Source organism: Salarchaeum japonicum (assembly GCF_049705945.1).
In the GTDB taxonomy this organism is placed as follows: Archaea; Halobacteriota; Halobacteria; order Halobacteriales; family Halobacteriaceae; genus Salarchaeum; species Salarchaeum japonicum_A.
On the sequence record NZ_JBNAMV010000004.1, the window covers coordinates 2,056,956 to 2,072,772 of the forward strand.

12 protein-coding genes and 1 tRNA gene are annotated in these 15,817 nt (G+C 71.2%); 6 read left to right on the forward strand and 7 right to left on the reverse strand.

From position 1 onward, the window contains the following. Window positions 1–14 precede the first annotated feature (14 nt). Window positions 15–968: an AAA family ATPase gene (locus ACOZ4O_RS13030; protein ID WP_424525919.1), complete on the forward strand. Its 954-nt coding sequence runs from the start codon at window positions 15–17 to the stop codon at window positions 966–968. On the opposite strand, the gene ACOZ4O_RS13035 is transcribed toward ACOZ4O_RS13030, so the two are convergent. Genes ACOZ4O_RS13035 through ACOZ4O_RS13050 form a run of 4 tightly spaced genes read right to left on the reverse strand, consistent with a single transcriptional unit; the run spans window position 969 to window position 7,288 of the window. Continuing rightward, window positions 969–2,576 carry a DUF7519 family protein gene (locus ACOZ4O_RS13035; RefSeq protein WP_424525921.1) on the reverse strand — a complete coding sequence of 536 codons (1,608 nt, stop codon included), beginning with the start codon at window positions 2,574–2,576 and terminating at the stop codon, window positions 969–971. After that, window positions 2,573–3,916 (reverse strand): DUF58 domain-containing protein, encoded by a 1,344-nt coding sequence (locus ACOZ4O_RS13040; protein WP_424525923.1) that lies wholly within the window; start codon window positions 3,914–3,916, stop codon window positions 2,573–2,575. Before ACOZ4O_RS13040 ends, ACOZ4O_RS13035 begins: the two co-directional genes overlap by 4 nt. Beyond that, the gene (locus tag ACOZ4O_RS13045; RefSeq protein WP_424525925.1) at window positions 3,909–4,529 is read right to left on the reverse strand and encodes a DUF7269 family protein; all 621 of its coding nucleotides are present in this window, start codon (window positions 4,527–4,529) and stop codon (window positions 3,909–3,911) included. Before ACOZ4O_RS13045 ends, ACOZ4O_RS13040 begins: the two co-directional genes overlap by 8 nt. Then, window positions 4,529–7,288 (reverse strand): transglutaminase TgpA family protein, encoded by a 2,760-nt coding sequence (locus tag ACOZ4O_RS13050; RefSeq protein WP_424525927.1) that lies wholly within the window; start codon window positions 7,286–7,288, stop codon window positions 4,529–4,531. Before ACOZ4O_RS13050 ends, ACOZ4O_RS13045 begins: the two co-directional genes overlap by 1 nt. A 108-nt stretch (window positions 7,289–7,396) precedes the next feature. Between ACOZ4O_RS13050 and ACOZ4O_RS13055 the strand changes: the two genes are divergently transcribed. The 4 genes from ACOZ4O_RS13055 (at window position 7,397) to ACOZ4O_RS13070 (ending at window position 13,511) form a co-directional block, all read left to right on the forward strand. Then, window positions 7,397–9,016, forward strand: a complete 1,620-nt coding sequence (locus tag ACOZ4O_RS13055; RefSeq protein ID WP_424525929.1) for a hypothetical protein — start codon at window positions 7,397–7,399, stop codon at window positions 9,014–9,016. Between the two features lie 25 nt (window positions 9,017–9,041). Further along, window positions 9,042–9,377 carry a hypothetical protein gene (locus ACOZ4O_RS13060; RefSeq protein WP_424525931.1) on the forward strand — a complete coding sequence of 112 codons (336 nt, stop codon included), beginning with the start codon at window positions 9,042–9,044 and terminating at the stop codon, window positions 9,375–9,377. Window positions 9,378–9,452: 75 nt separating this feature from the next. Then, window positions 9,453–11,489 (forward strand): prolyl oligopeptidase family serine peptidase, encoded by a 2,037-nt coding sequence (locus tag ACOZ4O_RS13065; RefSeq protein WP_424525933.1) that lies wholly within the window; start codon window positions 9,453–9,455, stop codon window positions 11,487–11,489. A gap of 39 nt (window positions 11,490–11,528) precedes the next feature. Continuing rightward, complete coding sequence (locus ACOZ4O_RS13070; protein ID WP_424525935.1) at window positions 11,529–13,511, forward strand: hypothetical protein; 1,983 nt, start codon at window positions 11,529–11,531, stop codon at window positions 13,509–13,511. Between the two features lie 30 nt (window positions 13,512–13,541). Here ACOZ4O_RS13070 and ACOZ4O_RS13075 read toward each other — a convergent pair whose 3' ends face one another. From ACOZ4O_RS13075 to tatA, 3 genes are all read right to left on the reverse strand, one after another. Further along, window positions 13,542–14,270, reverse strand: a complete 729-nt coding sequence (locus ACOZ4O_RS13075; protein ID WP_424525937.1) for an MBL fold metallo-hydrolase — start codon at window positions 14,268–14,270, stop codon at window positions 13,542–13,544. 252 nt (window positions 14,271–14,522) lie between these two features. Continuing rightward, window positions 14,523–14,595, reverse strand: a tRNA-Arg gene (locus ACOZ4O_RS13080). A 39-nt stretch (window positions 14,596–14,634) separates the two neighbouring features. Continuing rightward, window positions 14,635–14,895 carry a twin-arginine translocase TatA/TatE family subunit gene (tatA, locus tag ACOZ4O_RS13085; RefSeq protein ID WP_424525939.1) on the reverse strand — a complete coding sequence of 87 codons (261 nt, stop codon included), beginning with the start codon at window positions 14,893–14,895 and terminating at the stop codon, window positions 14,635–14,637. Between the two features lie 99 nt (window positions 14,896–14,994). Here tatA and ACOZ4O_RS13090 point away from each other — a divergent pair, with 99 nt between their 5' ends. After that, window positions 14,995–15,798: an HD domain-containing protein gene (locus tag ACOZ4O_RS13090; protein WP_424525941.1), complete on the forward strand. Its 804-nt coding sequence runs from the start codon at window positions 14,995–14,997 to the stop codon at window positions 15,796–15,798. Window positions 15,799–15,817: the final 19 nt, after the last annotated feature.

The following is a 15,817-nucleotide window of genomic DNA, read 5'->3' on the forward strand; positions in this document are numbered from 1 at the left end:
TCGCCCCTTCCTGTATGCAACACGCAGAGGCGGCGTCTCGCCTGCGCGATGTCCTCGACGAGGTGAGCGGCGCGGTCGTCACCCGCGAGGAGTTCCTCGAACTCGTCGTCACCAGTCTCGTCGCCGACGGCCACGTCCTCCTCGAAGACGTGCCCGGAACCGGAAAAACGCTCACCGCGCGGAGTTTCGCCACCGCGCTCGGCCTCGACTTCTCCCGAATCCAGTTCACGCCCGACCTCCTCCCCGCGGACATCACGGGGTCGAACATCTACAACGAGTCCACGGGCGAGTTCTCGTTCAACCCCGGCCCGCTGTTCGCGAACGTCGTGCTCGCGGACGAGATCAATCGCGCGCCGCCGAAGACGCAGGCCGCGCTCCTCGAAGCGATGGGCGAGGGCCAGGTCTCGGTGGACGGAACCACCCACAAGCTCCCGGAGCCGTTCTTCGTCATCGCGACACAGAACCCCGTCGAGCAGGAGGGAACGTTCGGTCTCCCCGAGGCCCAGCGCGACCGATTCATGGTGAAGACCGATATGGGCTATCCGGACTTCGCGGGCGAGCGCGAACTCATCGACCGCCGCGCGGAGCGCGACACCCAGATTCCGACGGTGGGCCGCGTGCTCGACCCCGAGACGGTTCGAGAGATTCAGGCGACCGTGGAGACGGTGGACGTGGAGGAACGCCTCCGGGACTACGTGGTGGAACTCGGGCGGCGGACGCGCGAGGACGAGCGCGTGGACGTCGGCGTCAGCCCGCGCGGCATTCAGAAACTGTTCGAGGCGGCGCGCGGCGCGGCGGTCGTGCAGGGCCGCGACTACGTCGTGCCCGACGACGTGAAGCGCGTCGCGGGGCCCGCGCTCCAGCACCGACTCGTCCTCACCGCGGAGGCGAACGTCCGCGGCGTCGACCGCGAGGACGTGGTTTCGGACGTGCTGGACAGCCTGGACGTGCCGGCGGTCGCGGACTGATTATCGGAGCGCGAACACGAGCGCGAGGAGCGCCACGCCGCTCCCGACGACGGCGACGGGGAGCGCGTTCGGGTTCGAGAACGACATCGCGGTCCCGTAGTTCGCGACGCCGACCGCGAGCGCCGCGGCGGCGACGCCGACGAGGAGCGTGCCGACGAGGTGGACGCCCTCGACGCCCGCCGTGCCGGCGTGCCGACCGATTTCGTCCCCGAGTTTCGTTGCGTACTCGCCGGCGTCCCAGACGACGAGCGCGGCGACGACGCAGGCGAGGAACCGCAGCGGCGTGACGGCGTCCGTGGTGCCGGCGAACGCCGCGGCGACGAACAGACCGGCGGCGGCGAGCGCGGGGCCGAACGTGTCCACGGGGAGGACGCGCAGGCCGACGCCGACGCGCGCGACGACCAACGTCGCGGTGGCGGCGACGAGCACGACCGCGAGCAGTACGGCCGCGACCGTGAACGTCCCGTAGTAATCGACTACCGCGCCGGACTGTCCGCGAATCGTGCCCGCGACCGTGTACGGGACGGTCGAGAGCACGAACGACCGGAGTTCCGCCACGAGCGGCCCGTGCACGGCGAGGGTTCCGGCGACGAGAGCGCCGCCGGCGACCGTCGGGGCGTTCCGGACGGCCGCCGCGCCCGCCGACGCCCGCGCGAGCCGACGGAACAGCCAGCCGAGGAGTGCGCCCGCGAGTCCGACGGCTGCCGCGGCGACGAGCACCGTTCTGAGCGCGCCGAGCGTCGTGACCGCGACCAGCACGTCGTAGGCCGTCGCGGGGAGGACGCGCTGGAGCCGCATCGGCGAAATCGCGAACCGGGTGAGCGTGCCCGCGGCGAGCAGTACGATGCCGAACAGCGTGACTTGGTAGAGAGCGCGCCGAACCGCCGTCACCGCAGTCGGTGCGTCGAGCAGTTCCGCGACGGGGAGGGAACGAAGCGCGCCAGCGGTCGCGAGCGACGCGAGCACGAGCAGCGCCGCGAACGAGAACAGGCTCGGCGTCATCGTTCCCGGTGAGAGCAGCGCGCCCGCGACCGCGTCAAGGACGTCCGCGACGGTGTCGCCGACGGACCCCTGGAGGCCGCCGAGTTCGGTGTTCCCGACGGCGGCGAGCGCGACGAGCACGCCTGCGGCGGCGATGCCGACGAACGCCGTTCGTCCCGCGACCTTCGAGAACTTCCGGAGGCTGTCGCGGTCCGCGAGGTCGCCGACGCTCACGGTCGCGCCGAGCGCCGCGGCGGTGAGGCCGACGACGACGGCGAGACGGCCGAGCACGACGAGCGTCGCCTCCGCGACCTGTCCGGGCGTCGGTTGCGGGAACAGCGCGCCGAACAGCGTCACGGCGGCGTACACCGCGCCGACGGTGACGCCGACGCCGAGCGGGAGGACGGCGACGCCCGCGAGGAAGCGCGCGGCGAGCCGCCAGCGCTCGCGCGTGACGAGCCAGAGTCCGAGCGCGAACGGCACGGCGGCCGTCCACGCGAGCGCGATGGACGGTTCGAGGCCGAGCGGCCGGGCGAGCGCGACGCTGACCGCGAGCGTCCCGAGGAGGACGACTGCAGTCCCGAGCCGGGTCGGCCGCCACGTCGTGTCGGTGAGTGTTCGCGTCATGTGAGGAGGTGGGTGAGTGAGGCGTCAAGCACGGTGTCGAGCGGGTCGTCGAGGTTCCAGTCCACGACGCGCACGTCGCGCTCGCGGAGGGTCCGCGTCCGGAGGTCGCGGTGGACGCGCGCGAGACGCCCGCCGGTCGATTCGTCCGGGAGCACGTCCGGGCTGACGACGGTGACGCCGTACCCGCGGGTGGCGAGCGCGCTCGCGGTGCGGACGGGCCAGTTGTCGAGCAGCGGCGACACGAGCACGACTTCGGCGCGCGCCGGCAGTCGTTCGCCGAGTTCGGGCACCCAGTCCGTCGTCGCGGCGTCCCAGGACTCCGCGTTCGGCGGTTTGGACTGCCAGGTCGCTCTCGGGTCGGGCGTGTCGTCCGCGGCGGCTTCGACGGCGCTGAACACGAGGTCGGCGCTCTCGCGGCCGTCCGCGGCGGCCACCCACGGCAGCCCGTCCGGGCCGAGCGGCGCGCCGTGCGACGCGTCGAGTCCGACTGCGGTCACGTCGGTGTCGATGCTCGCGGCGGTCAGCGCGCCGTGGAGTCGACGGCCGACGTACCCCGCGAGTTCGGTTCCCGTCGGTTCGCCCGGCCCCGCGACGACCCGCGTCGGCGGTCGCGCGTCCACGACGAGCGCGGCGCGCACGGCGTGTTCCTCCCGGAACTCGACCGTGGAGAGTTCGCCGGTCTTCGCGTACTGCCGCCAGTTCAGGCGGTTCACGGGGTCGCCGTGCTGGTACTCGCGGGTCGCGTGGAACTCGAGACCGCTCCCGCCGCGGTCCGTCGTCTGCGTGCCCGCGCGGAGCGTCGTCGAGTCCGTTATCGGCGGCGCGTCCACCGCGCGCTGCCCGACGAGTTCGGTGTCGCCCTCGGGGTCTGCGTCGACGGTGACGGTCGTTGAGGCGGAGAACGACCGCGCCCGCGCGACCGGCGCGTCGAACGCGTAGGTTCCGCGCTTCGCCACGACCTCGTACTCGACGCTCGCCTCGGAGCCGGCGCTGAGCGCGGTGGATACGCGCGGTGCGCCCGACGCGACCGCGAGTTCGTCCGGCACGCCGTCCACGACGCGGAGGTCGGGAATCGCGGAGTCGCCCGCGTTCTCGACGGTCAGCGTGACCGTGACGCGCTCGCCCGGCCGGGGTGCGCTCGCGCCGAACGCCCGCGTCACCCGCACTCGACCGCGGGACGGAACGGTCGTGAGAGCGTCGTACGCCGCGAACGCGGCCGGAATCGCTGCGGCCGCGATGACGAGCGGCGCGGTGTAGAGGAAGCCGACGCCCGCGAGCGTGAGCGCGCCGACGCCGGCGACGCCCCAGCGCCCCGAGCGCTCCCGAACGCCGTCACTCATCGCTCTCCCTCCGGTTCTCGATGGCGGCGAGCGCGCGCTCGACGCGGCGCTCCCGTGCTGCTGCCGGGTCCACCCACGACCGTAGCCGACTCAACAACGGATACGAGGCGTCGTCGGCGAGGAACGCCGAGGCGACCCGGTCGTCCGTCCACGACCCGTCGGCGACCGCTGCGGTCGGGTCGTCCGCGTCCGCGTGCTCCAGGACCGCGACGGCGGTGTCGCGGAGCGCGTGCCGCGTCGTGTCGAGCGCGTCCGCCGACCCTTCGACCGCGCTCGATACCGTTCGGTCCATCGCCGACGCCGCCCGGACGCGGTCGTCGCCGTACACGAACTCGGGCGGGCGCTCCCGGTACGCGGCGAACCGCGCGGCCGGCGACCCGTCCACCGGACGAGACGACCGACCGAACGGCCGCCACGCCCGCAGCGCCGCGTACAGCGTCAGGAGCGCGCCGAGTCCCGCGAGTACGGGCGTCGGCTCCATCCCGCCGAGCGCGTCCTGGACGTTCGCGAGCGGCGCGACGGACTCGACGAGGCTCGGGCGGTACGTGTAGAGGTAGGCGGCCGCGAGCGACGCCAGGCCGACCGTTCCGCCGAACCACGTTCGAAGCCGCATCACTCCCCACCTCCGTCGTCGGGGCGCTGTGCGGCCTCTATCTCCCGCATCGCGTCCTCGACGGCGGGCAGGCGGTCGCCGGGGTCGCGGTGACCGTACTCGACCGACCGGAACGCGTCCCGGACCTCCCGCACCGCGTCCGCCGGGAGGTCGTCGCGCTCGACCGCGTGCGTCGCGAGCTCGCCCGGCGTGTGCCGGGACGGCCGCCGCACCGAGGTTGCATCGAGGAAGTCGTTCCAGGCGTCCCGGAGCGTCCGCCGCGCCGCCGCAACCTCACCGGACTCACCCTGTTCGGAACTCGAATCGAACCGGCTCCGGGCGTTCCGGGTTCGTTCGACTGCTTCGTCGCGGAGCGCGGCCAGCCACGCGACGAACGCCGCCGCGAGTTCGCGCAGCGACCGACGGCCGCGCACGGTGTTCGCGAGCGCGTCGAGCGCGCGCTGCACCGCCGCGACCGCCCGCCCGGCGAGCACCACGACGAGGTTCACGGCGCCGCGCGCGACCGCTACGACGCTGTGGGCGACCCACGCGAGCAGGCCGCGCGGCGATGTCCCGTACCGCTTGAGTCCGTAGACGCCACCGACGACGACCGCGAGCAGGCCGACCGCTATGCCGCCGGCGTTCAGGAAGAGCGAGTCGAACGTCAGCGTGCGCTCCTGTCCGTACGCCGTGGCGCGTACGGCCGCCGACGACGCGACCGGCAGCGACACGCGAACCGTCCCGTCCGCACCGGTGACGCCCACCTGTTCGCCGTCGAGGAACACGGGCACGTCCGCGACCGGGTCACCGCCGAGCGTCGCCGTCACCGTCGCGCCAGTTCCGGGGAGCGCGAGCGGCAGCGACGGGTCGGCTGACAGCGACAGCCGCTCCAAGTTCACTGTCGTGGAGCCGTTCACGGGGTCGCGCTCGACTCGCACCGTCGCGTTCCCGGGTTCCGCGGGGAGCGTCACGCGCGCCCGCCCCGAGCGGTTCGTCGTCGCCACCTGCTCGTCGCCAAGCAGGACCGCGGCGTCACGCACCGGCACACCGTCGATGGCCGCGACGACCGTCACCTCGTTCCCGGTGACCGTCCGCCCGAGCAGGGAGACGGACGCGTTCGTGTTCACCGGGTACGTCGAGGAGTTGTTCGCGTCGTCGGTCGGAATCGACGCGCTCCCCGACGTGAACGCGAACCCGGACGCCGGGTCCTCCGTCTCCGCGACGACCGTCTCCGTCTCCGTCCGTATCGTCAACTCGCGCGCGTACGGCACCACGCCGACGACCGTGCCGTTCTCGTCCGTCACGCCGACCCGCTCGCCGTTGAACGTCACGCCGACGCCCGCGAGCGGCCCGTCGGCACCCGACACTGTCACCTCGACGGGTGCACCCGGGACCGGCGTGCGGTTCAGCGACACCGACAGCCCGTCGTCGGTCGCCGTGTCGTTCGTTCCACCATCGTTCCCGCGGTTCTGCGGGTCGTCACCCGACGGCTGTGTCGTCGTGTCGCCCGGTGTCGTCGTGCCGCCCGTTGTGGTCGTTCCCTCCGGCGTCGTCGTGCCGTCGGTCGTCCCCGTCGGCGTGGTGCTGGTCGGCGTTCCCGTCGTTTCGTCCGTGGTGGTGTCGGTCGGCTCAGTGGTCGTGGTCGTCTCGTAGCCGGAGCCGGTCTGGTTCCGGAGCGCCTGGTCCTCCTGGCTGAGACGCTCGCTCGCCGGCGTCGGGTCGAAGCGAACCCAGCCCGCGTCCGGGAAGTACACCTCGACCCAGGCGTGCGCGTTCATCCCGCGGACCGTGTACTCGTCCTCACCGGTCTGCTCGCCCGTCGAGTACCCGACGACGTACCGCGCGGGAATCCCCTGCGTGCGCAGCATCGCCGTCATCGTCGTCGCGAAGTACTCGCAGTACCCCGCCTCCATCTGGAACGCGAACTGGGTCGCGATGTTCTCGCTCGGCGGCTGACTGACGTTCAGCGAGTACTCCTTGTTCGTTTCGAGCCAGTTCTCCACGCGCTTCGCCGCGTCGTAGGGCGTCTCCGCGCCCTCGGTGAGGTCGTTCACGAACGGCGTCAACGCGTCACGGGACTCCTCGGGAAGCCGAGTGTACGTCGACTCGATAGCTCGCGGGTACTCCGTGCCGAGCGACCGCAGAACGCTGGGGTCGTCGGGCGGGCGAACGCTCGTCCCTGCGTACGTCGTTCCCGCGGGAAGCCGGGAGTCCGCGACGACGCCGTCAGTGGGCGTCACCGAGAGGTCAGTGTTCGTATCGAGGGTTCGGGGCGCCCAGACGGTCGGGAGCGAGGTCGCCGCCTGCCGGAGCGTCACTCGATAGGAGAACGCGTCGCCGTCCCGGGACGCCACGGGTGACTCGTACGCCGTCGTCGCGCCGTCGGTCGACCACCCCGTTCCCGTGTAGGTCGTGTAGGCGTTCGTCCGCCAGTAGGCCGGCTGCGGGCTCTCGACGACGAAGTGGACCTCGTCGTTCAGCGACCGGAACGCCGAGTCGTTCGACGCGAGGTCGCCGCCGACGCCGACCTGCGACCCGGCGTTCAGCGCGCCCAGTTGTCCGCCGGACAGCCCGCTCCCTGCCGACCCACCGGACCCGGCGTTCGCGGGCGGGTCGACGACGGGGAGGAGGCTCGCGAGCGGCGCGCCGCCAGCGACGGAGCCGAACGCCGGTGCGACGCCCGTCGCGAGCACGACGCCGACGACCACCGCGGCCGCGAGCAGTGCGCGCCCGACGCTCCGCCCGCCGTCGTCCGTGCCGAGCGACGTTCCCTCAGCCATCGCCGACCACCCCGTCTCGTTTCACGTACACGTCACACGTCCGCGGGACGGCATAATTCTTCGGTCGAGACGGTGGGCTATTACGCTCGGACGCCCTTCCCGCACGTGATGGAGCGCTCCCGCTGGACCGTCGGCACCGGCGCCGCCGTCGCGCGCGTGACTCGCGTGCTCGGCGACCACGAACGCGGCGAGGACCGCGAGCGCCGCTACCGGCTCGACTTCCCCGCGGACACCCCCAGCGTCGACGCCGCGACGGACGCAACAGTCGAGGACTGGACAGTCACAGTTCCCGAATCCGCGCGGCTCGCGCGCGTCCGCCTCGCGTTCCCGGACGCTCACGTTTCCCTCTGCCTCCTCGGTCCCGTGCTCGGCGACGCGCTCGGAGACGCCGCCGACGGCGACCGGAAGGCCGCGAAGACCGTGCTGAACGCCGTCCCGAACCCCGAATCGCTCCCGTTCCTCGCAGGATTCTTCCTCGACCCGCCGGGCGTCGTGCGTCTCCTCGCGGGCGTGACCGCCGCGAGCCAGCGCGCCGCGGACGCCGTGCACAGCATTCGCTACCCACTCGTCCGGCACGCCGCCGTCGCACGCGTCGGCCTCGCCACCGGCACGCGGCGCGCGTTCGAGTCGTTCGCCGCGAGCCTCGACGACATCGCGGACATCGGCGACGTGGACGCCGCGGACGCGCTCTGCGACCTCGTCACCACCACCGGGGACTGGCCGACTGCCCGCGACCGACTCCGCCGCCTCGGCTACACCCCCAGCGACCTCGCGGCGCGAGACGACGGCCGATCCCACGCGGTCGCGCTCGCCCGCATCGTCCGAGACGGCGGGGGAGATTTCGAGCGCGCTCGCGAGTACGTCCGCGGCGAGTTCGACACGACCGAGGCGTACGGTCGCGCGAAGTCGCGCGCGCTCGACGCCGACTACTGGCAGCGCGGGCGGGCGTGGCGGGACGCGGTCGCCGCAGCCGCGACCGAGTCCGGCGACGACGATTTCGCGTTCGCGCTCGCGAACGCCCTCCACTGGACCGGCGAAGTCGCACGCACCGACGCCCGATTCCCGGAACTCCTGCACGCGGCCGCCGCCGACGTGGCGAACCGCATCGACCTGGACGGCGTCGCGGGCCGCGCCGAGTACGCTCGCCTGCTCGCGGTCGGGCACCGCCACCGGAGCGCGCGCAACCACGACCGCGCCGTCGACGCGTTCGACCGCGCCCGCGAGGTCGCCGAGGAGTACGACTTCCTCGACGCGTGGGACCCGCTGTACAGTCGGAGCGTCGTGCGCGCGAACCAGCACGCCTCCGCGGGCCGCGACAGTCGCGCGGTCGCCGTCGTCGAGGACGCCATCGACGCCCTTGCCGGGTACGACGTTCCGGACGGCCGCCGCAAGGAGGCGTTCGCGCACCTCCGCGGACAGAAGCGAGAGGCCGAAGCGTCCCTGGAGGGCGACGACCCGGGCGTGCGCCGCATCCACCTCGAAGCCGCGCGCGACCACTACGAGCAAGCGGGTCTCTCGCGGTCCGTCGCGCGCGTCGACCGGAAACTCGACCGCGCCGACCGGGACGCCGAAAACGACGAGCGAGGTGAGCGCGCGCCCGTCGACCGCGGGGAGCGCGGCGGGCGGGGCGGGCGCGGCGGGGCGGGCGTCGGCCCCGAGTACGACCCCGAACCGGTCGGGAGCGCCGACCCCGGCGTCATCGAGGACGACGCGTTTCCCGGACGCTGAAGTGCGTGCCGCGACTCTCCCGCGTATGGACATCCCGGACGTGGACGACACGGACCCCGAGGTGGACGACACGCCGACGGTGTCGTGTTCGCGCTGCGGCGAGGAGTGGGACCTCGGGTACGAACTCGACGAACTGAAGGCGGGTAATCAGGCGGTCGAGCAGTTCGCGCTCGACCACCAGCGCCACACCGGCCACTTCCCCGACGGCGTGACGCCGTACCGCGTGGAGTGCCGGCAGTGCCCGAACCGCGACTCCTTCCTTGCGGAGCGCCCGGCGACGCGGTGGGCGCGAACGCATGCCCGCCACACGGGCCACGAGGTCACCGTCTCCCACGACGACGAGGAGACGCTGGTGGAGTGACGCGAACGGGCGGGTGTGACGCGAACGGATTTCCGGAGACCCTAGGCTCTTTGTGGGCGTGTGCGACGAACGCGTATGACTGACGAGTTCTCCGCGGAGCGGTACTACGACTACAGCCTCCCGTCGTCGCCCGCCGTGTCGCCGGACGGCGAGCGGGTGGCGTTCCTCGCGACCGAGTTCGACGAGTCCGAAGACGACTCGCGGACCTCGCTGTTCGTCGCCCCGACCGACGGCTCGCGCGACCCCTACCGGCTCACGCGGGCGTCCGACGCGTCGAACCCGCAGTGGAGTCCGGACGGCGAGCGACTCGCGTTCGTCGGCGCGCGCGACGAGGACGCCGAACTCTCCGTCGAGAGCGAGGAAGACGACGATGGCGAGGAGGAGTCGGGGCCGGTCGGCGGTGACGGACCGCGGCCGCAGGTGTGGGTGTTCGACCTCGCGCGCGGCGGGGACGCCCGGCAGGTCACCGACCGCGACTACGGCGTCAGCGACTTCGACTGGGGGCCCGAGGGCGAGCGCCTCGTCGTCACGGGCCGCGACCCGACCGACGACGACGAGGCGTACCTCGAACAGCGCCAGGACGACGGTCCCGTCGAAATCGAACGCCTCCAGCACAAGGCGAACGGCACGGGCTGGCTGGACGAGGTCGCGACCTACCTGTTCGTCGTGGACGTCGCGGACCGAACGACCGTGCGACTGGACGACGCGTTCGACGCCGAGAAGGGGTCGCGGTGGCCGCTCCAGCCGGCGTGGAGTCCGGACGGCGACCGCATCGCGTTCCTCGCGAACCAGGAGGAGGACCCCGACGACACGCACGTCACCTACCTCTACACCATCCGCCCGGACGGAACCGGCCTCCAACGGGAGACGGACGCCGGCCTCCGGCTGAACGCGCCGCGCTGGTCGCCGGACGGCGACCGCATCGCCGTCGCGGGCGGCGACCCCTACAACTGGTACAAGCCCACGGAAGCGTACGTGCTCGACCGCGAAGCTGAGGCGTTCGAATCGGTGTCCGGGTCGCTCGACCGCACGCTCGGCATGGGCGGCGCGCCGTTCTGGCTGGACGACGACACGCTCGTCAGCCTCGTCGGCGACGAAGGAAACACGCGACTCGTCCGGCTCGCGGCCGACCGTGACGACCCAGAGCGCGTGTTCGACGCGCAGGGAACGGGCCGGTCGCTCTCCTTCCTCGACACCGCCGGCGGCGTGCTCGCGTTCCGCCTCGACGACCCCGCGACGGGCGCGGACGTACACACGCTCCCTGTCGACGCGCTCGACGCTGACACCGACGACGGGCTCACCCGCATCAGTCGCGTGAACGCCGACCTCGTGGACGACGCGCACACCCCCGAGTGCGTGCGGGTCGAGTGGGAGAATTCCGACGGCATCACCATCGAGGGCCTCGTCTACCTCCCGCCCGGCTTCGACACCGACGACCCCGACCCGCGGCCCGTCGTCTCCGCCGTCCACGGCGGCCCGATGGCGTACGACGACCCCGCCTTCCGCTTCGACAACCTCTTCTGGACGAACAAGGGCTACGTCGTCCTCCGCACTAACTACCGCGGCTCCACCTCATACGGCCGCGAGTTCGCCGAACGCCTCCGCGGGACGCGCGGCGACCTTGAGGTCGACGACGTGGTCACGGGCGTCGAAGCGCTCACCGACCGCGGCTGGGCGGACGCGGACGACCGCTACCTCACCGGGTTCTCCTACGGCGGCATCACCACCGCCGCCACGGTCACGAAATCGCACGCGTTCGCCGCCGCGGCCGCCGAACACGGCATCTACGACTTCCGGTCGACGTTCGGAACCGACGACAACCACCTCTGGCACGAGGACGAGTTCGGCCTCCCCTGGGAGAACGAGGAAACGTACCGAGAGATATCCACCATCGACGACGTTGGGAACGTCGAGACGCCGCTCCTCGTCACCGCCGGCGAGGAGGACTGGCGGTGCCCGCCGACGCAGGCCGAACAGCTCTACGTCAGCGTGAAGAAACAGGGCGTCGACGCCAAGCTCGTCGTCTACCAGAACGAACACCACAACATCGGCGACCCGGACCGCGCCATCCACCGCCTAGAGACGCTCGCGGACTGGTTCGAGACGCACTAACCGGCATGCATAAATCCGGCTGGCGGCTTGACACGACCCATGAATTCCCGCCGGCGTCCCGACCTCGTGTCGTTTCGCGCGACCGGTGACGGGACCGTCACGGTCGCGGACGACGTAACCGGCGCGTCGCTCTCCTTCTCCGCTCCTGGCCCCGTCAGCCTCCGCTCCGCGCTCCCCGCGCTCTTCCCGCTTCCTGTGGACGACGCGGTGGCGTTCGAGACGGCCGAACTCGTCGTCGGCACCCACACCGGCGTCCTCATCCGTACCGAGGACGGCACGCACCTCGGCGAGTTCAACACCACCGAGCGGTCGCTCGACGCCGGGACGTACGTCCTCGACATCGAGTGCGGACTGAAAGTGTTCCTGCGCGCGGACGGCCCGCTCACCGGCGTCTACGAGTCACGGGAGGAGAACGACGCGCCGCTCACGCTCACGTTCGACGGCGACACCACCGTGACGGTCGGCGCGCGCTCCCGTCACGACGCCCCGAACCACACCATCACCGTCCCCGACGACCCCGCGGCGCTCATGGACGCCGTCTCGTACGCCGGAACGAGCCTGAAGGAGTTCTCGCCCGAGCGGTCGTGGCCGACGCTGCGCGGCCACCCGCCCGCGTACGAACCCGGCGACGAACTCTCGATACCGGACGCGCTCTCCCGGCCCGACACCGGCGTCACCATCACGGTTCCCGAGACGTACGCCGACGTGTACGAGGCCGCGCCGCTCGCGTACTACCTCGGCGCGACCGTCGAACCCGGCGACCCCGCCATCCGCCTCGATAACGGATACACGGAACGCCTCGGACGGAACGAACCGCTCGCCGACAGCGTGGAGAGCGTGCTCGCCCGCGCAGTCTTCTTCGACACGCTCGCCCGCATCGGCGGGTACAACGCACTCCCCCGCGTCGAGTACGACGCCGTCGCCGCCGACCTCCCGTTCTACCCGGAGAACCTCTACGACGCATCCATCCCGGACGCGCTCGTCGAGTACCTCGAAGTCGACCTCGCCGACATCGAAGACGTGCTTCCGCGCTGGCCGACCGTCGGCGTCCTCCCCGGGAGCGTCGACGGCACCCGCCTCCTCTCGCCGCTGCTCGACGTGCTCTCCCCGATTCGCGTTCGCGGAACGGACTCTCTGCTCCCCGCCGGCCACGCGCTCGGCCTCGACAGCCCCCGGCCGGGCGTCGCGCGCACGCCACCGGTCGCGTTCGAGAACGCGCGCGCCCCCGCCCCGCCCGAAATCGAGAACACCCGCATCGCCGTCGTCAGCGACGCCCCCGGCCGTCGCGACGCCCTCTCCAGCGTCCGCGGGAGCGAGGCTTGGCCCGCCCTCCCCGCCGACCACCTCACCGTCACCGACGCGCTCGACGGCGTCGAACGCGCCGACGCCCTCGTCCTCGACACCGACCGCGACCACCCCAGTCACGACGCGCTCCGAACCGGCGCGCTCGCCCCGCGCGTCCTCCTCGCCCGGGACGCCGACCGCACGCTCACCGACGCCCTGTTCGACCGCGGCCTCGTCACCGCGCTCACGTACGGCGACCTCCGTGACGACGCGCTCGCACGCCTGCTCGACGCGCTCGCGCTCTCGTTCCCCGTCACCGACGCGGTCGACGCCGCGGACGTCGACCGCGACCGCGTCCGCATCACTGGCCTCCCACAGACCTCGCTCTGTCGGCGCGCCGGCGGCGGCTCCCCCATCCACCTCGACGCGCACACCACCGCCCCGGACGAACACGACGCGAAGGTTCGCCTCCCCGTTCCCCAGTTTGGATTCGGCAGCGTCTCCGGCTACGACCACCGCCTCCTCCCCGACGACTACATGCTCGGCGGCCGCACCGTCCCCCTTCCCCTCCCGCTCACCACCGCCGAGTTCGTCGACTTCGCCGCCGACGCCGACGGTGTCTTCTGGCTCAACGACACGCCGCTCGCTGGCCACCCCGTCACCGAGGACGTCGTCCGCGAGAACGCGCGCCGCGCCCTCGCCGACCCCACGACGAACGACCAGTACACCAACCGATAATACAGAGGCTTCGCGCGAACTCTCCTCGCGTCAGAAGGTAACTCGCTCACCGTCCGCGGGGACGTGAACGTCCCCGACTCCCTCACGCAGTTCCTCGCGCGACAGCAGGCAGTGGTTGATGGCTTCCATGTGAACGACGACGATTTCGGCGTCGGTGGCCGCGCGAACGGCCGTGATGTCCTCGACGCCCATCGTGATAGGGTCGCCCTCCTCGAATCGGGCTTCCCCGCCGTTGAGCACGACCACCTCGGGGGCGAACCGGTCGAGCGTCTCCTGGACGGCGTCGTACCAGACGGTGTCGCCCGCGACGTACACGGTCTCGTCGCCCTCGAACACGAACCCGGACACTGGACCCATCTCCTCCGCGAGCGCTCCGTGGCCGTGACGGCCCTGCGTGCGATGAACGGTGACGCCCTCGAACGACGCCGACTCTTCGACCGCTCGAACGTCTGTGAACCCCTCCGCGGCGAACGCGTCCGCCTCCGCGGGCTGACAGAACAGCGGCACGTCGGCGTCCAGCGCCTCCACCGCCGCCTCGTCCCAGTGGTCCTGATGACGATGCGTGACGACCACCGCGTCGTAGGACAACTCGACACCGGGCATCGGAACGAGCGGGTTCCGCCGGTCGTTCGGCGAGTTCGGCACCGGCGGATTCTCGCCCTCATCCGAAAACATCGGGTCCACCAAGAACGTCACACTCCCGACATCCACGAGAACAGTCGCGTTACGAACCAACTGCACGTCAGCACTATTTGGCATACGAGAACGCTACACGCCCCACCGTGATGGTGTTTACCCAGTCACACGCCCACTCGGTTCTCGCGTCGTCGCCGAAACGCGGAGCGTTTCGGCTGCCAGCGAGAGCTTCGCTCTCGCCTTGCTCGAACAGAATAGGCGGGCGCGGCGGGAGTCACGCGAGCGAGTGAAACGAGCGAGGGTGACTGAGCGAGACGCCTTTGGCGTCTCGCGGAGCCGCCCGCGTTTTCCGGCTCGCTCCGCGAGCTGTGAAAACGGGCGCGGCGGGATTTGAACCCGCGGTCTAGAAGTTAGGAACCTCTCGCCTTGTCCGCTTGGCCACGCGCCCCTATGGGGGTGTGTTGGGCGCGCGAAAAAGCCGTGTTGGTTAGTTGGTGGGCGTCTTGTCGGTGTCGGAGTCCGTGGACGGTTCGGACTCGCTGTCTGCGGACACGTCGCCGTCGCGGATTTCCTCGAGTTCTTGTTCGACTTCCTCGCGGCCCTTCTGGAATTCACCCATTGCCTGACCGGTGGACCGGGCGAGCTTCGGAATCTTGTTTGCGCCGAACAGGAGGACGGCGAGCAGGAGGATGACCGCGAACTCCATCCCGCCCGGGAGACCCCCGATGAACGCTGGTGCAGTGAGCATCTCTAACCGTTGATAGCCAACACTTGATTATAGGCCTTTTGCTCGTATGGGTGGGTGTGACCCGCGGTCTTTTTCGGCGCGGCGGTCGGATGCTGGGGTATGAGCGAGATCAGTGGAACGCACGCGTACGACCCGGCCGAGAACCACGCGTTCCCGGACGAGCGCGTGAACGACGTGCTGGCGTATATCGAGTCTGACGAGGAGATTCAGGCGTATCTGGAGACGCAGAACGTGAATCCGGTGGCGCGAAAGGGGTACAACGACCACGGCGCGAAGCACATCGAGATCGTTCGGAATCGGGCGCTGCGGTTGTACGACCTCCTGAAGCGCGGCGGCGTGGCGTTCAACGGCGCGAGCGACCAGGGGTTGGAGGAGGCCGACGAGGCGGTTATCGTCGCGCTCGCGGCGACCCTGCACGATATCGGGCACGTCGTCCACCGGGACGACCACTCATACTATTCGATTCCGCTCGCGGCCGACTTGCTCGACCGAATGCTGCCCGAGTTCTACGGGACGGCGGACGCGGTGCGCGTGAAGGCCGAAGTACTGCACGCGATTCTCTGCCATCACACGGAAGAAGAACCGCTCACGACGGAGGCTGGCGTGATTCGAGTCGCGGACGGACTCGACATGGAGCGCGGGCGGTCCCGGATTCCGTACGAGCGCGGCGGCCGCGGCATCAACACGATTTCGAGTCAGGCGATTCAGGCGGTGACGCTCGAACCCGGCGACGAGACGCCCGTGCTCGTCGAAATCAAGATGCACAACGCGGCGGGCGTCTACCAGGTGGACAACCTCCTGAAGGAGAAACTCGAACGGTCGATGCTCGAGGACAGCATCCGCATCGTCGCCATCAACACGAGCGGGGACGGCGAGCGACTCGTCGAACGCATCGAACTGTAGGCAAACCCCTCTCCGGGCG

Excerpts from the sequence above, each read along its gene's own strand:
- ACOZ4O_RS13030 (WP_424525919.1), top strand. The coding sequence starts at position 15 with ATGCAACACGCAGAGGCGGCGTCTCGCCTGCGCGATGTCCTCGACGAG.
- ACOZ4O_RS13035 (WP_424525921.1), bottom strand. The coding sequence starts at position 2,576 with ATGACGCGAACACTCACCGACACGACGTGGCGGCCGACCCGGCTCGGG.
- ACOZ4O_RS13040 (WP_424525923.1), bottom strand. The coding sequence starts at position 3,916 with ATGAGTGACGGCGTTCGGGAGCGCTCGGGGCGCTGGGGCGTCGCCGGC.
- ACOZ4O_RS13045 (WP_424525925.1), bottom strand. The coding sequence starts at position 4,529 with ATGCGGCTTCGAACGTGGTTCGGCGGAACGGTCGGCCTGGCGTCGCTC.
- ACOZ4O_RS13050 (WP_424525927.1), bottom strand. The coding sequence starts at position 7,288 with ATGGCTGAGGGAACGTCGCTCGGCACGGACGACGGCGGGCGGAGCGTC.
- ACOZ4O_RS13055 (WP_424525929.1), top strand. The coding sequence starts at position 7,397 with ATGGAGCGCTCCCGCTGGACCGTCGGCACCGGCGCCGCCGTCGCGCGC.
- ACOZ4O_RS13060 (WP_424525931.1), top strand. The coding sequence starts at position 9,042 with ATGGACATCCCGGACGTGGACGACACGGACCCCGAGGTGGACGACACG.
- ACOZ4O_RS13065 (WP_424525933.1), top strand. The coding sequence starts at position 9,453 with ATGACTGACGAGTTCTCCGCGGAGCGGTACTACGACTACAGCCTCCCG.
- ACOZ4O_RS13070 (WP_424525935.1), top strand. The coding sequence starts at position 11,529 with ATGAATTCCCGCCGGCGTCCCGACCTCGTGTCGTTTCGCGCGACCGGT.
- ACOZ4O_RS13075 (WP_424525937.1), bottom strand. The coding sequence starts at position 14,270 with ATGCCAAATAGTGCTGACGTGCAGTTGGTTCGTAACGCGACTGTTCTC.
- tatA (WP_424525939.1), bottom strand. The coding sequence starts at position 14,895 with ATGCTCACTGCACCAGCGTTCATCGGGGGTCTCCCGGGCGGGATGGAG.
- ACOZ4O_RS13090 (WP_424525941.1), top strand. The coding sequence starts at position 14,995 with ATGAGCGAGATCAGTGGAACGCACGCGTACGACCCGGCCGAGAACCAC.